We start from the raw sequence: 24,211 nt of genomic DNA, 5'->3' as shown, positions 1-24,211 counted from the left end.
GCTGTTGTAGCCACGACAGCGATGGTTCCTGCTATCCGGTTCGGGCAGCAGGTTAAATGGGAACACGGTGAGACGTCCTCGACGCGAAACCGTGGCTGCCCCCGCAACTGTGAGCGGATAGCAAATCGGAAACATGCCACTGGCCGTTCGGCTGGGAAGGCTCCGAGACGCGATCACCCGCAAGCCAGGAGACCTGCCATCATCCGATTAACTCAACCGGCCGGGGTGTGCCGTGGAGATGATGATGGTTGCGACTGCCCTATTTGGTACCGGCGCGCTCACCGGATCGTTTCGCCTGCTCCGCCCAATCGCGGAGACATGGCATGCTCGATCGCGTCCACGCCGCTAGTCGCCTCGTAGGCACGACTCCGGCACTGCTCGAACTCGACGGCGTCAGCTGGGGGCCGCGCGCCTCCCGGCCGATCCTCGAGCCGGTAAGCCTTGCGGTTGCACCTGGCGAGATGCTCGCCATCGTCGGCCCCAACGGCGCCGGCAAGTCGAGCCTGCTGCGCTGCCTCTACCGCTATCACCGGCCCACCGCAGGCACGGTTCGCCTCGACGGCACCGACATCTGGAAGATGAAGCCGCGCGACTGCGCCCGCCGCATCGCCACGGTACTGCAGGAAAGCGCCTCCGACTTCGGCCTGACGGTTGCCGAGATCGTCGAGCTTGGCCTGACCCCGCATGTCACGAGCTTCGGCACCAGCGACGACGACTACATCAAGGTCGAGTCCGCACTCGGCCTGCTCGGCTTGACCGCTTTTGCCGCGCGCGACTTCGGCTCGCTTTCGGGCGGCGAAAAGCAGCGCGTGATGATCGCCCGTGCGCTGGTGCAGCGGCCGGATCTTCTGATCCTCGACGAGCCGACCAATCATCTCGACATCCGCCACCAGCTCGAAGTGCTGGAACTGCTCGGCAATCTCGGCTGCACCGTCATCGTTTCCCTACACGACCTGGCGCTGGCCTCGGCGCACGCCCATCGCGTGCTGGTGATGGACGCCGGCCGCGCGATCGCCTGCGGCAAGCCGGCCGACATCCTGACGCCCGAGCGCATCCGCCAGAGCTTTTCCGTGGGCGCCATCCTCGACGACCATCCGGTCACCGGCCGCCCGCGTTTTCCTTCCACCTCGAACGCTGACAACAACCCAAGGAGCCTCCATGCGCCTGCCGATCATTGCCGCCGCCCTGCTTGCCACTTGCGCCTCAGCGGCGGCCAGCGGCTTCCCCGTCACCGTCAAGAGCTGCAACCGCGACGTCACCTTCGAGGCCGCGCCCAAGCGGGCGGTGTCCCACGACGTCAACCTGACCGAGATGATGCTGGTGCTCGGCCTCGCTGACCATATGGTCGGCTATTCCGGCATCTCCGGCTGGAAGACGCTGGACGAAAACCTGCGCAAGGGCGTCGGCGAATTGCCCGAGCTCGCGCCGAAATATGTCACCAAGGAAGTGCTGCTCGGCGTCGACACCGACCTGTTCTTCGCCGGCTGGAACTACGGCATGAAGGTCGGCGGCGACGTCACCCCCGACACGCTCGCCCCGTTCAACATCGCGGTCTATGAGCTGACCGAGAGCTGCATCCACATCATGAAGAAGGACAAGTCCTCGCTTCAGGACATGTATGCCGACCTCACCAATCTCGGCGCGATCTTCGGCGTGCGCGAGAAGGCGGAAGCGCTGGTGGCAGGTTACGAGAAGGAGCTTGCCGACTTCCAGGCGTCGCTGCCCAAGCTCGACAAGCCAATCAACGTGTTCCTCTACGATTCCGGCGAGCAGAAGCCGTTCACCGCCGGCCGCTACGCTATGCCGACGGCGATCATCGAGGCAGCCGGCGGCCGGAACATCTCCGACGACGTCGAGTCGAGCTGGGTCGAGATCGGCTGGGAGCCGGTCATCGAGCGCAACCCGGACATGGTGGTGATCGTCAATTACGGCGAGGTGACAGCCGAGCAGAAGATCGAGTTCATGCGCAGCAACCCGGCCTTCAAGGACATCGCCGCCGTGAAGAACAATCGCTTCTTCGTGCTCGAATACAACGAGGCGACGCCGGGACCGCGCAACATTGCCGCGATCAAGCGGCTGGCCGCCGCAATGCGGGCTGACTGACCGTGTCGCACCGACACCTCGTCGCCGGGCCACGGCACGTCCTGATCCACGCCATGCCGGCCCTGATCCCGGGGCTGGCCTTGGTGCTCGTCATCAGCATGGTCATCGCCGTTGGCGTCGGCCCGGTGGCGATCCCGCTCGAGACCGTGTGGGGTGTGATTGCCAACAAGCTGATGCCGGGAAGCGTCGAGGTGGCCTGGTCGAGCGGCCGCGAGAACATCGTCTGGGATGTGCGCGCGCCGCGCGTCATCCTGGGGGCCGCTGTCGGCGCTTCGCTGGCGCTGGTGGGGGCGGGGCTGCAATCGGTGACACGCAATCCGCTCGCCGATCCGCACCTGCTCGGCGTCTCATCCGGTGCCGCCTTCGGCGCCATCATGGCGCTGATCCACGCCGGCATGGTGTTCGGCGCCATCACCGTGCCGGCCTTCGCCTTTGCCGGCGCGCTGGCGGCGACGGCGATGGTGCTGGCGATCTCGAACCTGACACGAGCCCAGTCGGCCGGCCAGCTGATCCTCGCCGGCGTCGCGGTGAGCTTCATCATCTCCGCCGCCGGCAATCTCCTGATCTTCATCGGCGACCCGAAGGCAGCCCATGTCGCGATCTTCTGGATGCTCGGCGGGCTGGGATTGGCGCAGTGGAGCCACCTGCCCTACCCGCTGGTAGCACTTGTTGTCGGCGGCATGTGGCTGATGACCCAGACCCGCAACCTCAATGCCATGACGCTCGGCGACGAAAGCGCCACCGCACTCGGAATCCCGGCGCGACGCTTCCGGATCAAGGTCTTCGTTGTCTGCGCGCTGCTGACCGGCTGCGCCGTTGCCTATTCCGGCGTCATCGCCTTTGTCGGTCTGATGATCCCGCACATCGTGCGCTTCTTTGTCGGTGGCGACTATCGCCGCGTGCTGCCACTGTCGGCGCTGGTCGGAGCGATTTTCCTGATTGCCGCCGACATGGTCGCCCGCACGGTAATGCCGCCGCAGGACATGCCGCTCGGCATCGTCACCGGACTGATCGGCGGCGTGGCCTTCGTGGTGCTGATGCGCCGCCGCGCAACAAATTGACGGTCAGTTGGTAATGCAATGCAAGACGACGCAAATCCAGTTGCACCCCCAGTTTTTCCTAGCTATGGATTTGCCATGAACACGACTTCGCTCCAGAATATTTGGTGGCGGGCCAGCTGACAGCGGCCTCTTGAAGCGCGTGCGCGTGAAAATTGTGATGGCCGCAACGGGATTTCCGGGCGGCCATTTGCTTTTTCGAACCAGGCTCCGGAACGCTCCCACTGCAAGAGATGGAGACGGGAATGACGTTGGAATTGCTTGAAAACGGTGCCGAGCGTTACGTGACTTCAGGGGGCGTCGCCGTCACCCGGCAACGCCACGAAACCGCCTATGCGGGTGCGATCGAGACCTATCTCGACGGGCTGAACAGCCGGCGCGGCGCGGTGTTTTCCTCCAACTACGAGTATCCCGGCCGCTACACGCGCTGGGACACCGCTATCATCGACCCGCCGGTGGTCATCTCGGCGCGCGGCCGCTCGATGAAGATCGAGGCGCTGAACGCCCGCGGCGAAGTGCTGCTGCCGGTCATCCATGCGGCGTTGGCACCGCTTGAAGAACTTTCGATCGGCGAGACGACCAAGCGCCTGATCGCGCTCGAAGTGGCGACGCCCGGCCGCATCTTCACCGAAGAAGAGCGCTCGCGCGTGCCTTCGGTGTTCACCGTTCTGCGCGCCATCACCGCCCTGTTCAAATCGGACGAGGACAGCAATCTCGGCCTTTACGGCGCCTTCGGCTACGACCTTGCCTTCCAGTTCGACCCGGTCGAGCACAAGCTCGAGCGCAAGCAGAGCCAGCGCGACCTGGTGCTGTTTTTGCCCGACGAGATCCTGGTCGTCGACCACTACTCGGCCAAGGCCTGGCATGACCGCTACGACTATGCAGGTGAAGGCTTTTCGACTGAAGGCTTCGCCCGCGACAGCGTCTCCGAACCGTTCAAGCCGTCCGACCGCATTCCGCCGCGCGCCGACCACGAGCCGGGCGAATATGCCCAGCTGGTGCGCCGGGCGATGGACAGCTTCAAGCGCGGCGACTTGTTCGAGGTCGTGCCTGGCCAGATGTTTTACGAGCGCTGCGAGACGGCACCGTCAGAGATTTCGCGCCGGCTGAAAGCGATCAATCCCTCGCCCTATTCGTTCTTCATCAATCTCGGCGAGGGCGAATATCTGATCGGGGCGTCGCCCGAGATGTTCGTGCGCGTCAACGGCCGCCGCGTCGAGACCTGCCCGATCTCCGGCACCATCAAGCGCGGCGACGACGCTATTTCCGACAGCGAGCAGATCCTGAAACTGCTCAATTCGAAGAAGGACGAGTCGGAGCTGACGATGTGCTCGGACGTCGACCGCAACGACAAATCCCGCGTCTGCGAGCCGGGCACCGTGCGTGTCATCGGCCGTCGCCAGATCGAGATGTATTCGCGGCTGATCCACACCGTCGACCACATCGAGGGCCGCCTGCGCGAGGGCATGGATGCCTTCGACGCCTTCCTCAGCCACGCCTGGGCGGTGACCGTCACTGGCGCGCCCAAATTGTGGGCCATGCGTTTCATCGAGCAGAACGAGAAGAGCCCGCGCGCCTGGTATGGCGGGGCGATCGGCATGGTGCATTTCAACGGCGACCTGAACACCGGCATGACGCTGCGCACCATCCGCATCCAGGACGGCATCGGCGAAGTGCGCGCCGGCGCCACCTTGCTCTACGATTCCGTTCCCGAAGAAGAAGAAGCCGAAACCGAACTGAAGGCCTCAGCCATGCTTTCCGCCATCCGCGACGCCAAGACCGGCAACGCTCCCGGCACCGAACGCGCCACCGCCCGCGTCGGCGAAGGGGTCAAGATCCTGCTCGTCGACCACGAGGACTCCTTCGTCCACACGCTGGCCAACTACTTCCGCCAGACCGGCGCCGATGTCTCGACGGTCCGCTCGCCAGTGCCCGAGGAAATCTTCGACCGGGTCAAGCCCGACCTCGTCGTGCTGTCGCCCGGCCCCGGCACGCCAAAAGACTTCGACACCGCCGCAACCATCAAGAAGGCGCGGGCGCGCGACCTGCCGATCTTCGGCGTGTGCCTGGGCCTGCAGGCGTTGGCCGAAGCTTATGGCGGCGAACTGCGCCAGCTGGCGGTACCGATGCACGGCAAACCGTCGCGCATCCGTATCTCCAAGCCAGGCATCATCTTCTCCGGCCTGCCCAAGGAAGTGACGGTCGGGCGCTACCACTCGATCTTCGCCGACCCGGTGCGCCTGCCCAGCGACTTCGTCGTCACCGCCGAGACCGAGGACGGTGTCATCATGGCGTTTGAGCACAAGAAAGAACCGATCGCGGCGGTGCAATTCCATCCCGAATCGATCATGACGCTCGGCCACGACGCCGGCATGCGCATGATCGAGAACGTGGTTGCGCATATGCCACGCAAGGCCAAGGACAAGGCGGCCTAGCCCGAATTCCGACATTTCGCCTCGCGGCCATGCCGCGGGGCAAAGCAGCTATCCAAGCGAGATCATGACCCAGACCGAAACGCAGAGATCGTCCGTCCCCACTGGCAAGCCGACCTCGAGCAAACAGCGCGTCGCCAGGCTCGCTTTCTGGTCGATCATCATCGGTGCCGCGGTGATGGGTCTGAAGTTCGTCGCCTGGTGGCTAACCGGCTCGGTGGCGCTGTATTCCGACGCGCTGGAATCGATCGTCAACGTCGTCGCCGCCATGGCCGCCTTCTGGGCGATCAAGATCAGCCACAAGCCGGCCGACCTCGACCACCAGCACGGCCACCACAAGGCCGAGTATTTCTCGGCGGTGCTCGAAGGCGTGCTGATCATTGTTGCCGCGCTGTTGATCCTGTTCGAGGTCTGGCGCAGCTGGGGCGTGCCTATGAATGCCGACGAGCCATGGCTCGGCCTCGGCATCAACGGTTTTGCCGCCGTCATCAACGCTTTCTGGGCCAGCATGCTGATCCGCGTCGGCCGCGCCGAACGCTCGCCCGCCATGGTCGCTGACGGTCACCACATCATGACCGACGTGGTGACCTCCGCCGGCGTGCTGGTTGGCCTCGTCGGCGCCATCCTCACCGGCTGGTCGATTCTCGATCCGGTGCTCGCCGTGATCGTGGCGCTCAACATCCTGTGGCAGGGCTGGCACGTCATGAGTTCGTCGATGAACGGGCTGATGGACCGCGCCGTCGAACTCGACGAGCACATGCGCATTCGCGACATCATCTCGGCCAATTCCAAGGGGGCGATCGAGGTTCACGACCTCAAGACCCGCATCGCCGGCCGCGCCACCTTCATCGAGTTCCATCTCGTCGTCGATGCCGACATGAGCGTCGGCGAAAGCCATGTCATCTGCGACCGCATCGAAGATGCGCTGCGGGAGGAAATTCCCTCCGTCCGCGTCATCATCCATGTCGAGCCCGATGACGAAGCCAAGCTGCCCAAGGGCACGGTGGCTGTGCCCTTCGCCTGAAGCGGCGACCAGCCTTTCCCCGTTGTCAGGATGATGTCGGCTTCGGTGCCGAAAACAGAGGCCGGCCTCTGGACATCCGCCACCGGCGCAAGCTCTATCCAGCCAGCGGGCGAGGAGATGCGAGGTCTGACATGTATGGGTTGATAGGCAAGATGCGGGCGCATGCCGGCAAGCGTGGCGAACTGCTTGATATCCTTCTTGGCAGCACCGGCGCCATGCCGGGCTGCCTGAGCTATGTCATCGCCAGGGACCCGGCCGACGCCGACGCGATCTGGATCACCGAGGTGTGGGACAACAGCGCAAGCCACAAGGCGTCGCTGCAACTGCCCGAGGTCCAGGCGGCGATCAGCCGCGCGATGCCGATCATCGCCGGCTTCGACTCCAGTACCGAGACCGAGCCGGTCGGCGGCTTCGGGCTGCCGGCCGGCTGAACGCCTGCGGCCTAGATTTTCACCAGCATCGCGGTGAGGTACATGAAGCCGGCACCGGCAGCGAGACCGGCCATGGCTGCGGGGCTGAACAGCCCCCCGCCCTGCGGACCCTCGCCACGGCGTATCAGGGCGGTGACCTCGACGATGACCTGGAGGATCGCCCCGGCACCGATGGCGAGCGCCAGCGCCGACCATTGCGGCGCGAACGCCAGGCTGCCGATCCACAAGCCCAGCACCGCCGGCCCGCCGGCCAGCAGCGCCAGGCCGGCGAAGGTCCACAGCGCGATGCGCTCGCGCAGGATGGGCGCGGCGATGCCGATGCCTTCGGTGACATTGTGCAGCGTGAAGCCGATCACCAGGAAGGTGCCGAGCCCGGCGGCCCCGGCGGCGAAAGCCGCACCGATCGCCAGCCCCTCGCCGAAATTGTGCAGGCCGATGCCGATCGCGATGTAGGTGGCGAGCGCGAGGCCCTTGGGCGCGCCGTTGCGGCGACCGATGCCCATCAGGATCAGGAAGCTCGCGGCTGCCGCCAGCACCACCATCGCGTTGCCCTGGAAGATCGCCGCGGATTCCGCGGCCAGCTCGAAGGCGTCACCGATGGCATCGACCATCAGGAAGGCAAGCAGGCCGACAGTCAGCGCCAAAAGGAAGCTCATGCCGTCGCGGCCGACACCGCGCAGCGCCGGATAGAACATCAGTCCGACCGCCACCGGCACGATGCCGACGAAGATGCCGAGGATCGCCTGCGACAGCAGGCTGGAGCTGTCGGCGACAGGCGTTGCCACCGCGACCGGGATGTCGTGGGCGAATGTGGCGCCGGTGTTGGTCACCAGATTGACCGCATGCGCCTCACCGAGCACCCAGGGGAAAGGCACGTGGATCCAGGCGGACGTGCCACGCGTCAGCGGACCCGGCGGATCCTGCGTGAACTGCCAGTAGGCATCATCGACCTGGACCTGGGCGATGGTCATCGGCGCGGAGCCACCGGCGCGAACCAAGACGCGAATGCCGTCGCCGGCAAGTATGACACGCTCGAAAGCGATGTCTTCGACCGGCGGAGTGCCGTTGTTGAAGCGCGCCAGCGGATTGGTTGATATCAGCACCGCAATCGCCGCGGCGAAGGCGAGCAGCGGCAGGATGACCCACCAGAGCGCGCGCCGCGGCACCGTCGTGCCGGGCAATTCGGCTTCGGTCTCGGAGATCGGAGCGCCCCTCATGCTACGTCCTCCACGACGTCGAACATGCCGACCCAGCCCAGTTCGGTGAACTCCGACTGATGCGGGTGGAACATGTAGAGGCCGGCTTCATGCTCGGCGAAAGTGAACTCGATGATGCCGCGCTGGGCCTGGCACTGGGTGATCAGGTCGACCGTCTTCAGCGTCGGTGTCAGCGTCGTGCCCTGGTCGAAATAGTCGAAGAAGTTGGCATGCAGGTGAAACGAGTTGATCGGGTCGAACTCGACGACATTGATGAGATAGATTCGCACCGGCCTGTTCTTGGCGATCCGGATCGGCGTGTTCATGTAGGTGTGCGCCACCGTGTTGACGGCGTAGAACTCATTTTCGCCGTCGAAATTGGTATCGAAGGCGTTCATCACCATGACGAATTCCTGCCACTGCGCATTCTCCGGCGTGCCGAGCAACCGCGACCGGGCGACATCGACCTGCTCAGGATGGCGGGCGGGATCCGGGTCGATGACGAAGGCGCCGTACATGCCCTTGTGGATGTGCCGCTTCAGCGGCAGGGCGTGGCAATGATAGAGGTGGCAGCCGAAGGGCTTGGCGTCGAACTCGTAGACGAACTCCTCGCCGGGATTGACCAGGCCGGCACCCGGTAAACCATCCATCCGCGCGGCATGGATGCCGTGGAAATGCATCGAATGCGGATGCGAGCCGTAATTCCTGAAAACGATACGTAAGCGCTCGCCTTCGGTGGCGCGCAGGGCCGGACCGGGAACGCGGCCGTTATAGGTCCAGGCCGGGAACATGACGCCCGGCGCGATCTCGATTTCCTTGTCTTCGGCGACAACCTCGAAGGTTCGAAGTGTGCGCCCGTCGGGCAAGGCCGAAATTGTTCCGACATCCCAGTCGGTGAGCATCTTGGCTGGATCGAAGCCATTGCGGGCGCTGTCGACCTCGCCAACGGTGACCATCGCGCCATGCGCGCCACTGTGGCCTGGTGACGGCGCCTGATAGGCATCGGCGGTGGTTGGCGCTGTCGCAGCGCCGGCAGCATGGCCGCCATGCGTTGCCTGCCCTACCGCCGCGTTGACGCCCACCGCCGTGGCACCCGCCGTGCAGATACCGCCGGCCAGCACCAGCCTGCGGCTGAGCCGCTCCCCAAATATTGTCGGCACTTCAACCATCCCAAATTCATTTGCAAATGCGAATGATTTGCATCATGCACTTGCAAATGCCCATGCACAAGCTGAATCTCAGTAAGAGCTAAAGGACTCAACTGCGCGCCCTTGAGTGGAAAATCCGGCGATGGGTCAAGGCGCGGCGCGCGCGCTGGCAAAGCGACGTGAAGGGACAGGCGAGCGAAACCGGAAATCTTGGCGCGTAGCGCGGTCGATGCACGGTGGCATCTGAAGATTGCACGCTGCAATGAATCATTGTCGCAGAATGGCAGCGCAGTCCATTGTAAAGACTGCATAATCCGCTGCAGATATTCGCTCCGCGGCGATGCGCAAGCCGCGTCATGGCAGACGCTGCGGCGATCCATTGCGTGCGGATCGTCGCGTCTGCTCAACAATCCTGAGGCAAAAGCATCGGGCGGCGCAGCGCGGAAACGACGCACCGCCCAGCGCGAGATCAGTCGATCTGGATCTTGGCGTCCTTGACCACCGGGCCCCATTTGGCCAGCTCGGCCTTGACGTGGGCGGCGAGCTCGTCTGGCGTCGAGCCGACGATCTTGGCGCTGAAGCCGTTCATCTTCTCGATGACGGTCGGGTCGGTCATCGCCTTGTTGGCCGATGCGTTCAGCCGGTCGACGGCCGCCTTCGGAGTACCGGCCGGCGCAAACAGCGCGTTCCAGGTATAGGTCTCATAGCCCGGCACACCCGACTCGGCGATCGTCGGCACATCGGGGAAGGACGGTGCCCGCTCGGCCGTGGTAACACCCAGCGCCTTGAGCGTGCCGCCCTTGATGTGCGACGACGAGGACGGCAGATTGTCGAACATGATCGGCACCTGGTTGCCGACCACGTCGTTCAGCGCGGGGCCGGCGCCCTTGTAGGGAATGTGCTGGATGTTGACGCCGGCCATCGCCTTGAACAGCTCGCCCGACAGGTGCAGCGGCGTGCCATTGCCCGACGAGGCATAGGCATATTTGTCGGGCTCGGCCTTCAGCAAGGCGATCAGCTCCTGCACGTTGTTGACTGGCAGCTGCGGATTGACGACGAGCACGTTGGGCACGATGACCAGCAGCGAAACCGGCGTGAAATCCTTCTCCGGGTCATAGGGCTTGGTCTTGAGTATGAGCGGGTTGAGTGCGTGCGTGGCAACCGTGCCCATCAAGATGGTGTAGCCGTCGGGTTCGGCGCGGGCGACACGATCGGCGCCGATGTTGCCGCCGGCACCGGCGACATTCTCGACGATGACCTGCTGGCCGAGATCGTCCGACATCTTTTGTGCGATGATGCGGGCGACGACGTCGGTCGAGCCACCGGCGGCAAAGGGTACCACCAACGTCACCGTCCGGTCGGGGAATTGCTGAGCGACTGCCTGGGGCGCTAGCACCAGCAGCGAAGCGGCCGAAAGCCCAAGCGCCAATGTCATGCGGCGGGTGAATTTCATCATCAGTACGCACCTCCCGGTTGGCGGCGGCACCTCGTTGCCGACCGCGTGGAGCGGCGAGCGTATGAACTTTACCTACGCTGTCAATGCGACGTTGGGGGATGGTGACGTTCGGCGCCAGCGCTGCGGCCGCCTACCGTCCCAGGATTGCCCGTGCGATGGGCCGCACGTGATCCCGGTAGGTGATCGGATTGGCGTAGCGGCCAGCTGCAACACGCTCTTTGGCGAACTTCTCCCAATGCGGCTCGAAGTCTTCCGGCCAATCGAAGTCCTGTCGCATGAGCACCTCGCGCCCGAACGATTCAGGTGCCTCCTCGAATATCCGCCGCGCCTCTTCCGCAAGTGGCGCATAGGCGCGAACCGCAGCCATCTTGCGTTCGCGCGCCTCGGCGTCGAGCACCACCTCCATATGCTCGCTTCCGGCAACTCCCGGAACAGCAGCCGAAACTAGGCGGGTAACTGCTGCACCAGCCGCCGCAAGCCGCGCCGCGACTGCCGCACCGATCGCCGCGGTCAGATCGTGGACAGGATTGTAGCAGTCCACCGCGTCGGCCACGATGGTCACCGCCGATGCCCCTCTAACGGCATCAAATACCCGGTTCGCAGCATCCACGAACGGCACGGCATCGCCGGCAAGGATTGCCTCGTACCAACGCCGGTCCGGCATGTGACCGAAGACCGTGCCACATCTTGCCCCTGCGGCCGCAAGTGCCTGTTGGGAGTAGGCCATCCTCGACGTTTGATTTCCGCCAGACCCGTCCGTCAGAATGTGGACGACCGGTCGTACCTGCTCCATCCAGTGAAAGATGCGCAGTTCATGCCCGGGATGAGCTAGGATTAGAATCGTCTTCATCAGTGGTTTGTCGACCGGGCGCTGGAATATTCCGAGGAACTAATGTGCGTGTGCTCATAACCAATCTTTATGTCAAGGGCTACTCGGGGTCGGAGAACGTCGTGCAGCTGCTGGCCGAAGGGTTGCAACGCGCGGGCCATCAACCGACCATTCTCGCAACTGTTGTCGGCGATCAAGCTGACCGGATGAGACAGCGCGGTTTCACCGTGGTGGATCGCGTTTTCTGATGTTGCAGAGAAGCCAGATGTCATCCACGGACAACATTTGACACCATGTCTTGCAGCTATGGCCCGGTTCCCCGACGTGCCAGTCGTGTATGCCTGCCACAGTTCGACGCTGGAAATTGAAACTCCGCTGCCCCACCCTCAAATCCGTGAAGTTGTCGCGGTCGACGAGAGTTGCGCGGCCAGATGCCTTCAGCGCGGCGTTCCCGCTGACAAGTTGTCCGTCATCCTGAACGCGGTTGACATGGAACGCTTCAAGCGTCGCGCTCCCTTGCCTGATGCACCGACAAAGGCCCTTCTCCTGACAAAGAACAAGGGACATCGTCGCTCAGTGCGTACCGCCTGCAAAAAGGCCGGGCTCTTGCTCGACGAGCTCGGGCCTGGAGCCGGCCGGGTAATACCCAACCTTGAGGCTGTTCTCGGCAACTACGATCTGGTTTTTGCCACCGCGCGCATGGCCCTCGAAGCTGCGGCTGTCGGCTGCGCAGTTGTCGTCTGTGACGCCCGCGGCTTCGCAGGCATGCTGACCAGCCACAACCTCAGATCCTGGCGTCCCATGAATTTCGGAATCGGCCTGCTCACGCTTCCAGTGACAAGCGAGCGGCTGGGACAAGCAGTAAGACAATATGACGCCGCCGACGCAAAACTGGTCACAGACGAATTGCGACAATCCGCAACCGCCGACCGCTATGTCCAGCAGCATCTCGCTGCCTACCAACGAGCTATCGAAGCGCCAAGCCCATCACCCGACAAGATCGCCGCTGCGACGGCGTATTGGGTTGAAGAACTTGCGGTCACCTCAGCGGAACGAAAATGGCGGGAGGTTGCTATCGAGCTTGGACTCATTGCAAGAAGACGCCAGCGTGGTCGTTTGCTCACGCGAGCCCGTAGGCTCGTACTACAGAGAATCTTCGGGCGGAAAGCGACGCAAGGCCAAGCAGGTCGCTAGACAGTGCTGGCCACAGGGCTGACACATCAGCCCGAATGGGTCTAAGACGACGCCATGAAGCCTGACCCGCAGCCTGCAGCCCCACTCACCAACACAAATCCCTTGACGCAATGGCTCTTGCTGCTTGTCTGTTCGGTTCTGCTTGCCGGACTGTTCGAACTGGTGCACCTGCCCGCAGCCTTGCTTGTCGGCCCGATGCTTGTCGCCATCGCGCTCGGCAGCAGCGGCGCCACGGTGCGTGTGCCCAAGCCGCTTTTCGTGTCGGCGCAGGCGCTGATCGGCTGCCTCGTCGCGAGTTCGATTTCGACAGGCATCTTCACCACCTTTGCCTCCGAATGGCCGCTGTTTCTCGGCGCGGCTTTGGCCACGGTCGCCGCCAGCAGCTTCCTTGGCTGGTTCATCTCGCGGCTCAAGGTGCTGCCCGGCACCACCGCCGTCTGGGGTTCGGCACCGGGGGCTGCGACCGCCATGGTGCTGATGGCTGACGCCTTCGGCGCCGACGCACGGCTCGTCGCCTTCATGCAATATCTGCGCGTCATCATGGTTTCGATCGCCGCCGCGGTCATCGCCCGGCTTTGGGTCGACACCTCGGGCGTCGAAGCGCCTGGCATCGAATGGTTCCCATCGATCGTCTGGCCGGCTTTTGCTGCGATGATTGCCGTCGCGGTCGTCGGCGGTACGCTCGGCTACCTCCTGCGCATCCCCTCGCCCTATTTCGTCGGCGCAATGATTGTCGGCGCCGTCGTCCACCTCGGCCTCGGTATCGAGCTGCAGCTGCCGGAATGGCTGCTGGCCATCGGCTACACCCTGATCGGCTGGTCGATCGGGCTCGACTTCACCCGGCCGATCCTGCGCCATGCAGCGCGTGCCTTGCCGCAAGTGGTCGGCTCGATCGCTGCACTGATGGCCTTTTGCGGCGCGCTGGCCTTTGGGCTGCACATCATCCTCGGCGTCGATCCGCTGACCGCCTATCTGGCGACCAGCCCTGGCGGCATGGATTCCATCGCCATCATCGCGGCGGCCTCGAAGGACGTCGACCTGTCCTTCGTGCTGACACTGCAGATGCTGCGTTTCCTGATCGTGCTGTTGTTCGGTCCGGCACTGGCGCGGCTGGTGGCGCGCGCGATCAAGGATTGAGGTCGGCCGCAACGCATCCTGCCTTCGTCCTTTGGTCACTGAACCAGGGAAAGGGAGAGCAAAAAATGGCGCATGACATGTCCACCAAGGTTGAAATCGAGAACATCAACCACCCGGGCCAGGCCAAGCCGGCCGATGCCGCCATGTACCAGCGATGAAGCGCGCAATCCTGACGATCCTGCCAGCGAAATCGCCAGGCATTACCGTGGCGCAGATGCAGGAAGATGTGCGCGGCCACCTGCCCGAGAACCTCTATCCCGGCGGCGCCAAGGCCGGCTGGTGGACCAAGGCGGTACAGCTCGACCTCGAGGCAAAAGGCATCATTGCCCGCGAAAAGGTAAGCCCGCTGCGCCTGCACAAGCTGTAGACCAGGCGTCGCAGCATGGCGGGCAGTGCGCTTGACATGCGCTGCCCTTGCGCGGCCCATGTGCCTCCTGTATGAGAGCGCCATGTCGTCGCGCAAGATCATCGAAATCTCCCGTCCGGCCGCTTTTGCGGGCGAGACGCTGCGCGCCCTTTCTTCGGCTCTCCTTCTTCTCAGCCTTATCGGCGATCGCCGGGCTCGTTAAGGAGCGTCCGGCGGTCGAATTTGCCGCCGAGGCACCTGCTCCTTTACTCTTCACAACAGATCCGAAATTCTGATTTAAGACCGCTGAAGCATGCGCGCTGTGTCGTGCATGGCGGCCAAGAGAACGAGACCGACAATGAGCAAGACGACCCCCGCTTCCGGCCGAAGCACTGGCATGCCGACCGCCGCAGTCAAGTACCAAGCCTATCACAAGATCGACCTGCCCGACCGGACCTGGCCGTCCAGGACCATCGACACGGCGCCGATCTGGTGCTCGGTCGATCTGCGCGACGGCAACCAGTCGCTCGTCGATCCGATGGGCCACGACCGCAAGGCGCGCATGTTCCAGTTGCTGCTCGACATGGGTTTCAAGGAAATCGAGATCGGTTTTCCCTCGGCCTCGCAGACCGACTTCGATTTCGCCCGCTGGTGCATCGAAGAGGGCAATGTCGCCGACGATGTGTCACTGCAGGTTCTCGTGCAGTGCCGCCCGGAACTGATCACCCGAACCTTCGAGGCGCTGCAGGGCGCACACAAGCCGATCGTGCATTTCTACAACTCGACCAGCGAATTGCAGCGCCGCGTGGTGTTCGCCAAGGACGTCGCCGGCATCAAGCAGATCGCCACCGATGCCGCCAAGATGATCACCGACATGGCCGCCAAGGCCGGCGGCGGCTACCGTTTCCAGTATTCGCCTGAAAGCTTCACCGGCACCGAACTCGAGGTCGCCCTGGAGATCTGCAATGCCGTCACCGAGATCATCAAGCCGACGGCCGACAACAAGCTGATCATCAACCTGCCCTCGACCGTCGAGATGGCGACGCCCAACATCTATGCCGACCAGATCGAGTGGATGTGCCGCAACCTCGACAACCGCGAGAACCTGATCATTTCGCTGCACCCGCACAATGACCGCGGCACCGGTATCGCCGCCACCGAGCTCGGCCTGATGGCCGGTGCCGACCGCGTCGAAGGCACGCTGTTCGGCAATGGCGAGCGCACCGGCAACGTCGACGTGGTGACGCTGGCGCTCAACATGTTCACCCAAGGCGTTGATCCCATGCTCGACTGCTCGGACATCGAGCGGATCAAGCAGGTCTACGAATACTCGAACCAGATGGTCATTCCGGAGCGCCATCCTTATGTTGGCGAACTGGTCTACACGGCTTTCTCCGGCTCGCACCAGGACGCCATCAACAAGGGCATGAAGGCGATCAAGGTCGCCAACAAGCCATTGTGGGAAGTGCCTTACCTGCCGATCGACCCGCAGGACGTCGGCCGCAGCTACGAAGCGATCATCCGCATCAACTCGCAATCGGGCAAGGGCGGCATCGCCTATGTGCTGCAGGCCGACTACGGCCTCAACCTGCCGCGTTCACTGCAGGTCGAGTTCAGCCAGGACATCCAGCAGATCACCGACACCGAGGGCAAGGAAGTCTCGCCCAAGCGTATCCATGAGCGCTTCCTCGAACGTTACGTCGACCAGCCCGGTGCACGCCTCAAGTTCGTCGATCACCAGACCTTCCCCGACACCGAGGTGAAAGGCCGCCGCGTTGTCGAGGCGACCATCCTCGACAACGGCAAGGAGATCGTCATCAAGGGCACCGGCAACGGCCCCATCGACGGCTTCGTCGACGCACTTTCCCGCCATATCGGCATCGATCTGTCGGTGCTCGATTATTCCGAGCATTCGATCCAGCGCGGGTCGAACGCCTCGGCGATCTGCTACATGGAAGTCGAACATCCAGCTGGACGTCTGTTCGGCGCCGGCATCAACACCAATATCGTCGCCGCTTCACTTGAAGCTGTGGTTTCCGCGGCCAACCGCATCGTGTCGCGGTAAGGTTAAGTTGAGTTCGAACACGCCTCGCCCGTGGATAACGGGCGGGGCATTTGTGCATCGTTGCTGAGCGCGCTTGTACACTGACGCCAGCCGACTATGATCAGGCCGTTCGTACCGGTTGGAAAAGGGTCGACACTTGGTTGCCTCCACGCCTGCTGCCCCCGCAGTGCGCGAAGCGCTTGAGCGGCTTGTTGCCAGCGAGACCTTTGGCCGGTCCGACCGGGCACGCAAGCTGCTGCGCTATATTGTCGAACGCGAACTCGCCGGCGAAGCCGAGCGGCTGAAGGGTTTTGCCATCGCCGTCGACGTTTTCGGCAAGGACGCCGAGTTCGATTCGGCAACCGATGCCGTTGTCCGCGTCCAGGCCGGGCGTCTGCGCGAACTTCTTGCCCACTATTATGCCGCGGAGGGCAGCAACGACCCGATCCGTATCGGCATTCCGCGCGGCAGCTATGTGCCGACCTATGAGGTGATGGCCGAATTTCCGCCCGAAATCCCCCGCCACACCGAGACACAACACAACGGTTCCGTCGCGGTCCTGACCCAGGCCGAGGCGAGCCAGGCCGAGCAAGAACAGCCTCATGGCGAGGAGGTTCAAGCCGATGCGGCTTACTCCGGCACCAGCTTCAAGCGACAGCTTCGCTACTTCTGGGCGGCGATGGCACTTGTCATCGTCATGCTTGGCATCCTGGTGTTCCGCAACATCGGCGGCCCGATCGGGTTCGAGGTCGCCGGACTGGGCAATTCCCGCAGCGCTACGTCGAGCATCAACGATACCGTCGACCAATTGCCCGCCGTGCATATCCATTCCAGTTCCGAAGGCGGGCAGACAGCACGTGTGGCGACGGTGCTGCGGACAGCGCTGTCGGGTTTCGACACCATCGATCTCATAGCCCGCGACCGCTCGGATGCTGCCAGGCGCCCCGATGCCACCGACTTTGACTTCACCGTCAATGCCGGCCCGAGCGCTGGGTCGGTGCTGGTCGAGCTTCAGCACATGACCAGCGGCCGGATCCTTCTATCTCGCGTTCTGTCGCCACAAGAGATCAGCCCCGACGTCATCGATGATCGCATCGCCGACATCGTTTCTTCGACCATTCCCGCCTCTGGCATGATCTACAGCTTCATCGAGCAGAGCGGGCTGCAGCGCGGACTGACGGCGTGCCTGCTGCTCAGCGGCGATTACTACATGGATCAGAACGCCACCAAGCACCGTGCCGCCTATCAATGCATGGAGGATCTCTCCAAGCGCAGCGCCAAATCGCCGGTGGTCTACGCCGAACTGGCCTCGCTGCAGCTGGAAGCGGTGACCGACAACTATCCCTACCCGGCCAATGCAACGACCGAGGGTGCTTATGCGCTGGCCCATAGCGCCATACAGATGGGGTCGACCAGCCCATACGCCCATCGCGCATTCGGCTATCTGCAGTCGCGTGCGGGCGATCGCACCGAGGCCATAAGGTGGATACGCAAGGCCTATGAACTCAACACCTACGACCTGACCATGGCTGCATCCTACGGCTACGCGCTCATTCTTGGCGGCAGCTACAGCGATGGCGTGCCGATCATGAAGCGTGCCGTCGAAAGCGCCAGCGCCCATCCTGGCTGGTGGGACTACGGCTTGTTCCTGGGCGAGTTCATGCTCGGCAACCGTTATGCCGCGGCCCGCGCCGCCAGCGCGCTCACGACAAACAAGAAGCCGCATTATGTGGCCGCACGCCTGATCGCGGCAAATTTCGTCGGCGATACCAAGCTTGCTTCGGAACTGTCCAAGGAGATCGCGACGCGCTATCCGGCTTTCGCCAACGACCCGGCAGCCACCTTCACCAAGGGCAAATACCCGGCGGAACTGACAAAATCGCTGATAAAGGCGCTGCGCGCCGCCGGTCTCGGGCACCAGACCTGACCTAAGGGGCTTTTTTCAGCGCCTTTTTTTGCATAACTAAATTTGCGCCTTTGGCGCTCTAACATTGTTTTACATTTTTCTACTTTAAATCTACAACTTTTCGTGAATTCGATTTCAGGTCATTTGAGCACGATGAATTACTCCATCCATGCCGCCGTTCGGGGGAGCGGCAAGAACGTGGTGGTTCTGCTGCACGGCTTCGGGGGATATGGCGGCGTCTGGGGAGACGTTGTCGATTGCCTGGACGGTGCCTTCACCACGATCGCCTACGATCTGCCGGGGCATGGGCTTTCGCTCGACTACCCCAAGGCTGGTTCGGCCAAGGTAGCCGCGAACGCGGTTCTTGCCGACCTCGCCGCGCGTGGCATAACCCGCGCGCATTTCGTCGGTCACTCGATGGGCGGCGCAGTGGCAACGCTGGCCGCCCTGTTCGATCCTCAACGCGTCGCATCGCTGACGCTGCTGGCGCCAGGCGGCTACGGCCCGGAGATCAATGGCCCGCTGCTCAGGCGTTACGCAGCTGCGGCCTGTGCCGACGAGATCCGTTCCTGCCTCGCCGAAATGTCGAGCCCCGACAGCACGGTGCCCGACACGGTCGTCCACGACCTGACCGAGATGCGCAACCGCCCCGGCCAGACGGAAAAACTGATCGCCTTTGCTGCAGCGATGACCGCCGACGACAAGCAAGGCGTGATCCCGCGCGACAGTCTGGCGACGCTGACCATGCCGGTGATGGTCGTCTGGGGCACGGACGATGCCGTACTGCCCTATAGCCATGCCGACGCCCTGCCCTCAGGCTTCCTCATCCACCATGTTCTGGAGATCGGTCACATGCTGCCGGAAGAGACGCCCGCACTCGTCGCCGACGTCATCAGCCGCATGAGCCGCCGGCGCCAGCGCCGCCAGCCGGCCCTTGCCACGAGCGACACCTGATGAATCAATTGATCACCAGCGGCCGCTAAGCGCCTGCACAAAAATCTCTTTCTGTCTTCAGCCGATGGCGAAATCGAGTTTGCGCAGGATACAATTCCGCCGCGATCGTGACTATGTTAACCCTTGCTTAACCGAGATCCGAGGCAAGAGGCCATGAGCGACGACAAGGTGACCGCGATGAAGCCGGCGCGCCCGCTGTCGGATGCCATTCGCGACGTCAAGAACGCCACAGCTGATCGAACCGACGTGGTCGTCGACCTGCGCGACGCACACCGCATGCGGCTCGAATTGCTCGCGGCAGAGCTCGAACCGGTTTTCGCCGATGTGCCCAAGGACATCGACAATTTCGACTTCGCCATCTCCTCCGGCCTCCAGCCCAGGCTGTGGATCGACGCGGTGAGCCATGTCGGCCTTGGCCGTGACCGCCGGACCTTCCGCTTTGTCCGCGACACCCGCATCGGCCGCGTCGTGCTCGCCGAGTCCACCGACGCCAAGCGCATCGCCGACCAGGTGACGCGCTACATCGCCGAGCGCATCGTCGAGCGGCAACTGATGATGGAAGGTGGTGCCGAACCCGCACTGGCCGGTTTCGGCCGCGAGGCGGTGGCAGAGGCCGAGGCACCGCTGCAGCGCAATGCCCGGCCGGTCGTGCCGGGATTCTTGGCCAGCTTTGGCTTGCTGGTTGCCGGCGCGGCTGTCGGCATCGCCGTCATGGCGGCGCTCTACTGGCTGCGTCTGGCAGCCACCGGCGTCATTCCTTGACCAAAACAGGCGAGCGCGGCGCTGCTGCGCTCAGATCGAGCGTCGCAATTTGCGCCGACGGCATGGCCGGTCCCGACAGGCCACGGCGGGTCAGTTGCACGTTCCAGCTTCCCGGCTGGCCCGAGATGTCGAGCAGATTGAACTGCGCCGCCGGCTTGTGACCGCCCGGCGCCTGGCCGGCCGCGGCAACCCCCACCACCGGTACCGCTTCATTGCGCCCATCGATCCAGTGCAGCGTCGACAAATGCGAATGGCCGTGCAGTACCAGCTCAGCGCCATGCTGTCGCACCAGCTTCTGGAACTTGCCGATGCCAAACAGGCGTTTGTGCTGGCCGACCGCACCGCGCACCGGCGGGTGATGGATCATGATGACGCGGAAGAGCCCGCGCTTACCCGTTTCCTCGAGAATCCTGGCCAGCCGTTCCGCCTGGCCCTCGCGAAAAAAGCCGCTGGCCATGAAGGGAGCCGTCGCGCGCGCCGTCGACACGCCGATCAATGCCACGTTCTCGCGCACGCGCAGATAGGGAAAGCTGGTGGAATTGATCGCACCATGAGCGCCGTCGCCATGCATCCATGGCGTCCAGGCGTGGCACGCCTTGTCGAAAGCGCCGGGCACATAGGCATCATGATTGCCCGGCACGACGGAGACCTCGCCGGGTGCGCCCAGCGTCTCCAGCCACAGCCGCGCCAGCGCGATTTCGCCGTCGAGCGCGAGATTGACCAGGTCGCCGGTAACAGCCAGATGATCAGGCGCCTGTGCCTTGAGATCGGCAACGATCGCGTCGACGATGCCGTCATGGTGATGGCGGCGACGGTTTCGTTGCCAGTTGACGTAGCCGACCATGCGCTTGGAGGCGAGGTCGCGATAGGTTACATCCGGAAGCGGACCCAGATGGACGTCGGAAATATGCGCAAGCCTGAACATTGCTCCCTTTTAGGTCACGCGTCCGCAGCTTTCCAGCCATGGCGGCATGCCCGATGAGCAGTGCCCCCAATCCGCTTCGCCAGCGCCCATGGGCGCGACTGCGCGGACGCCTGTTCCACCTTTATTTCCTGCTGCGGCGGCCGATGACGCTCGGCGTGCGCGGCCTCGTCCACGATACCGCGACAAACTCCGTCTTCCTGATCCGCCACACCTACGTACCGGGCTGGCAACTGCCGGGCGGTGGGGTGGAAATCGGCGAGACGTTTGTCGAGTCGCTGGCGCGCGAACTGGAGGAAGAAGGCAACATCACGGTTCTGGCAGCACCGGTGCTGCAATCTATCCACCTCAACAAGCAGGCGACGAAGCGCGATCATGTCGGCTTCTATCTGATCGAAGCTTTCCGGCAGGACGGCCCGAAGCTGCCCGATCACGAGATCGCCGAAGCGGGATTCTTCCGGCTTGATGCGCTGCCCGAAGGCACGACGGCGGCAACGCGGCGGCGGATTGCCGAAGTGTTCGGCGGCGAGCCGGCCTCGCCCTACTGGTAGGACGAGGCGAGGCGCGCTGCCTGCGTTGCTCAAGCAGCCTTCAGCAATTTGCCGCGGTTATGCGGAGCCGAAAAGTCGACCTCAGGTCCCACCGGCACGATGCCGGTCGGGTTGATGCCGGTGTGGCTACCGTAATAATGCGCCTTGATGTGATGCAGGTTCACCGTCTCGGCGACACCGGGCATCTGGTAAAGCTCGCGCAGGTAGTTCGACAGGTTTGGGTAGTCGGCGATCCGGCGCAGATTGGTCTTGAAGTGCCCGACATAGACCGGGTCGAAGCGCACCAGCGTCGTAAACAGCCGCCAATCGGCTTCGGTCAGCCTGTTGCCGACGAGATAGCGCTGGTGTGACAGCCGGTCTTCCAGCGTATCGAGTGCGGCAAACAGCTCATCGAAGGCCTCCTGATAGGCAGCCTGGGTGGTGGCAAACCCGGCGCGATAAACACCATTGTTGATCGACGGATAGACCAGATCGTTGACCGCATCGATCTCGCCACGCAATGCTTCGGGGTAGAAGTCGAGCGAGGCATCGCCCCATTCGTCGAAGGCCGAGTTCAGCATGCGGATGATCTCGGATGACTCGTTGGAAACGATCGTCTTTTCCTTCTTGTCCCACAGCACCGGCACAGTGACGCGGCCCGAATAGCTCGGGTCGGCCTTGGTGTAGATCTGGTGCAGGAAGTCGAGCCCGTAGAGCGTATCGCCGGTGGCGCCATCGTCGGCCAGGAAGGTCCAGCCGTTCTCGCCCATGTGGTGATGGACAACGGAAACCGAGATGATGTCTTCGAGTTTCTTCAGTGCCCGGAAGATCAGCGTGCGGTGCGCCCACGGACAAGCGAGCGAAACGTAGAGGTGATAGCGCCCAGGCTCGGCCTTGAAGCCGCGCGTGCGGCCTTCCGCCGGCTTGCCGTCGACCGTGACGAAATCACGCCATTGCGAATGCGAGCGCACGAATTTACCGCCTGTCGACTTGGTGTCATACCAGCGGTCCTGCCATTTGCCTTCAACCAGCAATCCCATGGTGAAATCCTTTCGTTTGCCACGATGTAGGACCGCGGAAGCGCGAACCGAAGGGCAACGCGTTGAACGGATCGTCAACGCCACGCACACATCGGCCAAATGCACGATGGACGGACGCTAAAAATGATGGTAGCGGGCATTCTATGTCGCAGACCTTTGCACAGATCCGGATCGACCGACGACGAATGAGCGCACGCGCGTGAAGCGCTGACTTGCGACTGCTGCGGCATGCCCCGCGGCACCTCATCCCACGGTACCGGATTGCAAAGAACATGACCCTCGCCGACGTCACCTACATGCCGGAAGCTCCGGCGCATGACCTCGAAATCGACGAAATCAACGCCGAGGCCTTTGGGCCGGGCCGCTTCACCCGCGCTGCCTACAAGATCCGCGAAGGCGGCCCGCACGACCGCTCGCTGTCCTTTGTCGCCATGGATGGCGGCCAGGTCATCGCCTCGGTCAGGATGACGCCGATCGCCGCCGGCGCCGGCCGGGCACAGATGCTCGGGCCGCTCGCCGTCCGCCCCGACTTCAAGAACATGGGCATCGGCCGCAAGCTGGTCGCCATGGCGCTCGCCGCCGCCACCAAGGCAAACGAGCCTGCGGTGATCCTGGTCGGCGACGAGCCCTATTACGGCCCGCTCGGCTTCGCCCGCATTCCGCGCGGCCAGATCGAGATGCCGCGGCCGGTCGACCTTAACCGCCTGCTGGCGCACGAGATCGTGCCGGGAGCGGTTGCCGAATTGACGGGCGAGGTCTGCCACGCCAACCTGGCCACGACACCGCAACGCACGACCGAGCCGGCCTAGCCGCCGATGACTTGCCCGTGCCGCCCATCTTGCTAATTCAATAACAGCAAAAGAGGACAGGCTGACATGAATCCAAACGGGCAGATTGCAGTGGTCACCGGCGCCGGCTCCGGCCTTGGCGAAGCCACCGCGCGCGCACTCGCAGCCAAGGGCGCCAAGGTCGCGATCTTCGACCTCAGCCTCGAACGTGCCGAGAAAGTTGCCGCCGACATCGGCGGCGTCGCCGTGCGTTGCGATGTCAGCAATGAAGAAAGCGCTGTCGCCGCATTTGCCGAGGTGGAAGCCAAGCTCGGCACGGCTCGTATCCTGGTCAACTGCGCCGGCATTGCCGTCGGCGTAAAGACCGTCGGCAAGGACGGCCCGCATCCGCTCAGCGTCTTCCGCCAGGTGATCGAGGTCAATCTGATCGGCTCCTTCAACATGATCCGGCTGTTTGCCGATGCGGCCGCCAAGCTCGAGCCACTGGCCGGGGGCGAGCGTGGCGTCATCATCAACACCGCCTCCGTCGCCGCCTATGACGGCCAGATCGGCCAGGCCGCCTACTCCGCCTCCAAGGGCGGCGTCGTCGGCATGACCCTGCCGATCGCGCGCGATCTCTCGCGTTCGGGCATCCGTGTCGCCACCATCGCGCCCGGCATCTTCAAGACGCCGATGATGGCGGCAATGCCGCAGGAAGTGCAGGATTCGCTGGGTGCCGCCGTGCCGTTCCCGCCACGCCTCGGCGAACCGTCGGAATATGGCGCGCTGGCATTGCACATCGTCGAGAACCAGATGATCAACGGCGAGACAATCCGCCTCGACGGCGCCATCCGCATGGCACCGAAATAGGCGCCAGACACCCCAGGATCGGCTATCCTGCAGCCCCGGCAGCGCAAGCTTCCGGGGCTATT

23 protein-coding genes and 1 riboswitch are annotated in these 24,211 nt (G+C 63.6%); of the genes, 17 read left to right on the top strand and 6 right to left on the bottom strand.

Annotated features, from left to right (window positions below):
* Positions 1-5 precede the first annotated feature (5 nt).
* Positions 6-216: riboswitch (cobalamin riboswitch) on the top strand.
* A 107-nt stretch (positions 217-323) separates the two neighbouring features.
* The 6 genes from ACHMW7_RS11960 to ACHMW7_RS11935 all read left to right on the top strand — a co-directional run bounded on the left by ACHMW7_RS11960 (position 324) and on the right by ACHMW7_RS11935 (position 7,048).
* The gene (locus ACHMW7_RS11960) at positions 324-1,337 is read left to right on the top strand and encodes an ABC transporter ATP-binding protein (RefSeq protein ID WP_395450446.1); all 1,014 of its coding nucleotides are present in this window, start codon (positions 324-326) and stop codon (positions 1,335-1,337) included.
* Entirely contained in the window at positions 1,285-2,103 is an 819-nt protein-coding gene (locus tag ACHMW7_RS11955) for an ABC transporter substrate-binding protein (RefSeq protein WP_395450445.1), read from the top strand. The genes ACHMW7_RS11960 and ACHMW7_RS11955 overlap by 53 nt, the downstream gene beginning before the upstream one ends.
* A gap of 53 nt (positions 2,104-2,156) precedes the next feature.
* Positions 2,157-3,164, top strand: a complete 1,008-nt coding sequence (locus ACHMW7_RS11950) for a FecCD family ABC transporter permease (protein ID WP_395451313.1) — start codon at positions 2,157-2,159, stop codon at positions 3,162-3,164.
* A 242-nt stretch (positions 3,165-3,406) separates the two neighbouring features.
* Positions 3,407-5,596, top strand: coding sequence for an anthranilate synthase (locus tag ACHMW7_RS11945; RefSeq protein ID WP_395450444.1), 2,190 nt, complete (start codon positions 3,407-3,409; stop codon positions 5,594-5,596).
* Between the two features lie 64 nt (positions 5,597-5,660).
* Complete coding sequence (locus ACHMW7_RS11940; protein WP_395450443.1) at positions 5,661-6,617, top strand: cation diffusion facilitator family transporter; 957 nt, start codon at positions 5,661-5,663, stop codon at positions 6,615-6,617.
* Between the two features lie 131 nt (positions 6,618-6,748).
* Positions 6,749-7,048: a putative quinol monooxygenase gene (locus ACHMW7_RS11935; protein ID WP_395450442.1), complete on the top strand. Its 300-nt coding sequence runs from the start codon at positions 6,749-6,751 to the stop codon at positions 7,046-7,048.
* Between the two features lie 11 nt (positions 7,049-7,059).
* Here ACHMW7_RS11935 and ACHMW7_RS11930 read toward each other — a convergent pair whose 3' ends face one another.
* The 4 genes from ACHMW7_RS11930 to ACHMW7_RS11915 all read right to left on the bottom strand — a co-directional run bounded on the left by ACHMW7_RS11930 (position 7,060) and on the right by ACHMW7_RS11915 (position 11,698).
* Entirely contained in the window at positions 7,060-8,265 is a 1,206-nt protein-coding gene (locus ACHMW7_RS11930) for a ZIP family metal transporter (RefSeq protein WP_395450441.1), read from the bottom strand.
* Positions 8,262-9,395 carry a multicopper oxidase domain-containing protein gene (locus ACHMW7_RS11925; protein WP_395451312.1) on the bottom strand — a complete coding sequence of 378 codons (1,134 nt, stop codon included), beginning with the start codon at positions 9,393-9,395 and terminating at the stop codon, positions 8,262-8,264. The genes ACHMW7_RS11930 and ACHMW7_RS11925 overlap by 4 nt, the downstream gene beginning before the upstream one ends.
* 466 nt (positions 9,396-9,861) lie before the next feature.
* On the bottom strand, positions 9,862-10,848 hold the full coding sequence (locus tag ACHMW7_RS11920) for a Bug family tripartite tricarboxylate transporter substrate binding protein (protein ID WP_395450440.1): 987 nt from the start codon (positions 10,846-10,848) through the stop codon (positions 9,862-9,864).
* A 130-nt stretch (positions 10,849-10,978) separates the two neighbouring features.
* Complete coding sequence (locus tag ACHMW7_RS11915) at positions 10,979-11,698, bottom strand: hypothetical protein (protein ID WP_395450439.1); 720 nt, start codon at positions 11,696-11,698, stop codon at positions 10,979-10,981.
* A 101-nt stretch (positions 11,699-11,799) separates the two neighbouring features.
* Here ACHMW7_RS11915 and ACHMW7_RS11910 point away from each other — a divergent pair, with 101 nt between their 5' ends.
* From ACHMW7_RS11910 to ACHMW7_RS11875, 8 genes are all read left to right on the top strand, one after another.
* Positions 11,800-11,925, top strand: coding sequence for a hypothetical protein (locus ACHMW7_RS11910; RefSeq protein ID WP_395450438.1), 126 nt, complete (start codon positions 11,800-11,802; stop codon positions 11,923-11,925).
* 58 nt (positions 11,926-11,983) lie between these two features.
* The gene (locus tag ACHMW7_RS11905; RefSeq protein WP_395450437.1) at positions 11,984-12,871 is read left to right on the top strand and encodes a hypothetical protein; all 888 of its coding nucleotides are present in this window, start codon (positions 11,984-11,986) and stop codon (positions 12,869-12,871) included.
* A gap of 54 nt (positions 12,872-12,925) precedes the next feature.
* Positions 12,926-14,008: an AbrB family transcriptional regulator gene (locus ACHMW7_RS11900; RefSeq protein ID WP_395450436.1), complete on the top strand. Its 1,083-nt coding sequence runs from the start codon at positions 12,926-12,928 to the stop codon at positions 14,006-14,008.
* A gap of 154 nt (positions 14,009-14,162) precedes the next feature.
* Positions 14,163-14,375 (top strand): DUF6958 family protein, encoded by a 213-nt coding sequence (locus tag ACHMW7_RS11895; RefSeq protein ID WP_395450435.1) that lies wholly within the window; start codon positions 14,163-14,165, stop codon positions 14,373-14,375.
* Positions 14,376-14,751: 376 nt separating this feature from the next.
* A complete protein-coding gene (gene leuA / locus ACHMW7_RS11890) occupies positions 14,752-16,419 on the top strand; it encodes a 2-isopropylmalate synthase (RefSeq protein ID WP_395451311.1) in 1,668 nt (555 codons plus the stop codon).
* Positions 16,420-16,555: 136 nt separating this feature from the next.
* Positions 16,556-18,325 (top strand): tetratricopeptide repeat protein, encoded by a 1,770-nt coding sequence (locus ACHMW7_RS11885; RefSeq protein WP_395450434.1) that lies wholly within the window; start codon positions 16,556-16,558, stop codon positions 18,323-18,325.
* 132 nt (positions 18,326-18,457) lie between these two features.
* Positions 18,458-19,258 (top strand): alpha/beta fold hydrolase, encoded by an 801-nt coding sequence (locus ACHMW7_RS11880; RefSeq protein WP_395450433.1) that lies wholly within the window; start codon positions 18,458-18,460, stop codon positions 19,256-19,258.
* A gap of 153 nt (positions 19,259-19,411) precedes the next feature.
* Positions 19,412-20,020: a hypothetical protein gene (locus ACHMW7_RS11875; protein WP_395450432.1), complete on the top strand. Its 609-nt coding sequence runs from the start codon at positions 19,412-19,414 to the stop codon at positions 20,018-20,020.
* On the opposite strand, the gene ACHMW7_RS11870 is transcribed toward ACHMW7_RS11875, so the two are convergent.
* Positions 20,010-20,945, bottom strand: a complete 936-nt coding sequence (locus ACHMW7_RS11870; protein WP_395450431.1) for a metallophosphoesterase family protein — start codon at positions 20,943-20,945, stop codon at positions 20,010-20,012. The two genes, ACHMW7_RS11875 and ACHMW7_RS11870, sit on opposite strands and share 11 nt — an antisense overlap.
* A 53-nt stretch (positions 20,946-20,998) precedes the next feature.
* On the opposite strand from ACHMW7_RS11870, the gene ACHMW7_RS11865 reads away from it, so the two are divergent.
* Positions 20,999-21,493, top strand: coding sequence for an NUDIX domain-containing protein (locus ACHMW7_RS11865; RefSeq protein WP_395450430.1), 495 nt, complete (start codon positions 20,999-21,001; stop codon positions 21,491-21,493).
* A 29-nt stretch (positions 21,494-21,522) separates the two neighbouring features.
* Here the strand turns inward: ACHMW7_RS11865 and ACHMW7_RS11860 are convergent, their stop codons facing one another.
* Entirely contained in the window at positions 21,523-22,512 is a 990-nt protein-coding gene (locus ACHMW7_RS11860) for a glutathione S-transferase family protein (RefSeq protein WP_395450429.1), read from the bottom strand.
* 272 nt (positions 22,513-22,784) lie between these two features.
* Here ACHMW7_RS11860 and ACHMW7_RS11855 point away from each other — a divergent pair, with 272 nt between their 5' ends.
* Complete coding sequence (locus ACHMW7_RS11855; protein WP_395450428.1) at positions 22,785-23,321, top strand: GNAT family N-acetyltransferase; 537 nt, start codon at positions 22,785-22,787, stop codon at positions 23,319-23,321.
* 66 nt (positions 23,322-23,387) lie between these two features.
* Positions 23,388-24,149, top strand: coding sequence for a 3-hydroxyacyl-CoA dehydrogenase (locus ACHMW7_RS11850; RefSeq protein ID WP_310321833.1), 762 nt, complete (start codon positions 23,388-23,390; stop codon positions 24,147-24,149).
* The last annotated feature ends 62 nt before the right edge of the window (positions 24,150-24,211 follow it).

Origin of the sequence: Aminobacter sp. UC22_36 (assembly GCF_044056035.1) — a bacterium.
Classification (GTDB): domain Bacteria; phylum Pseudomonadota; class Alphaproteobacteria; order Rhizobiales; family Rhizobiaceae; genus Aminobacter.
The sequence above is the reverse complement of the archived record's forward strand: the minus strand, read 5'-3'. Positions and strand labels throughout refer to the sequence as shown.

Bases quoted from the DNA above. Each gene is read 5' to 3' on its own strand.
- ACHMW7_RS11960 (WP_395450446.1), top strand. From the start codon at position 324: ATGCTCGATCGCGTCCACGCCGCTAGTCGCCTCGTAGGCACGACTCCG.
- ACHMW7_RS11945 (WP_395450444.1), top strand. From the start codon at position 3,407: ATGACGTTGGAATTGCTTGAAAACGGTGCCGAGCGTTACGTGACTTCA.
- ACHMW7_RS11930 (WP_395450441.1), bottom strand. From the start codon at position 8,265: ATGAGGGGCGCTCCGATCTCCGAGACCGAAGCCGAATTGCCCGGCACG.
- ACHMW7_RS11950 (WP_395451313.1), top strand. From the start codon at position 2,157: ATGCCGGCCCTGATCCCGGGGCTGGCCTTGGTGCTCGTCATCAGCATG.
- ACHMW7_RS11920 (WP_395450440.1), bottom strand. From the start codon at position 10,848: ATGATGAAATTCACCCGCCGCATGACATTGGCGCTTGGGCTTTCGGCC.
- ACHMW7_RS11850 (WP_310321833.1), top strand. From the start codon at position 23,388: ATGAATCCAAACGGGCAGATTGCAGTGGTCACCGGCGCCGGCTCCGGC.
- leuA (WP_395451311.1), top strand. From the start codon at position 14,752: ATGCCGACCGCCGCAGTCAAGTACCAAGCCTATCACAAGATCGACCTG.
- ACHMW7_RS11900 (WP_395450436.1), top strand. From the start codon at position 12,926: ATGAAGCCTGACCCGCAGCCTGCAGCCCCACTCACCAACACAAATCCC.
- ACHMW7_RS11895 (WP_395450435.1), top strand. From the start codon at position 14,163: ATGAAGCGCGCAATCCTGACGATCCTGCCAGCGAAATCGCCAGGCATT.
- ACHMW7_RS11875 (WP_395450432.1), top strand. From the start codon at position 19,412: ATGAGCGACGACAAGGTGACCGCGATGAAGCCGGCGCGCCCGCTGTCG.
- ACHMW7_RS11865 (WP_395450430.1), top strand. From the start codon at position 20,999: ATGAGCAGTGCCCCCAATCCGCTTCGCCAGCGCCCATGGGCGCGACTG.
- ACHMW7_RS11880 (WP_395450433.1), top strand. From the start codon at position 18,458: ATGAATTACTCCATCCATGCCGCCGTTCGGGGGAGCGGCAAGAACGTG.
- ACHMW7_RS11940 (WP_395450443.1), top strand. From the start codon at position 5,661: ATGACCCAGACCGAAACGCAGAGATCGTCCGTCCCCACTGGCAAGCCG.
- ACHMW7_RS11855 (WP_395450428.1), top strand. From the start codon at position 22,785: ATGACCCTCGCCGACGTCACCTACATGCCGGAAGCTCCGGCGCATGAC.
- ACHMW7_RS11935 (WP_395450442.1), top strand. From the start codon at position 6,749: ATGTATGGGTTGATAGGCAAGATGCGGGCGCATGCCGGCAAGCGTGGC.
- ACHMW7_RS11860 (WP_395450429.1), bottom strand. From the start codon at position 22,512: ATGGGATTGCTGGTTGAAGGCAAATGGCAGGACCGCTGGTATGACACC.
- ACHMW7_RS11915 (WP_395450439.1), bottom strand. From the start codon at position 11,698: ATGAAGACGATTCTAATCCTAGCTCATCCCGGGCATGAACTGCGCATC.
- ACHMW7_RS11870 (WP_395450431.1), bottom strand. From the start codon at position 20,945: ATGTTCAGGCTTGCGCATATTTCCGACGTCCATCTGGGTCCGCTTCCG.
- ACHMW7_RS11905 (WP_395450437.1), top strand. From the start codon at position 11,984: ATGGCCCGGTTCCCCGACGTGCCAGTCGTGTATGCCTGCCACAGTTCG.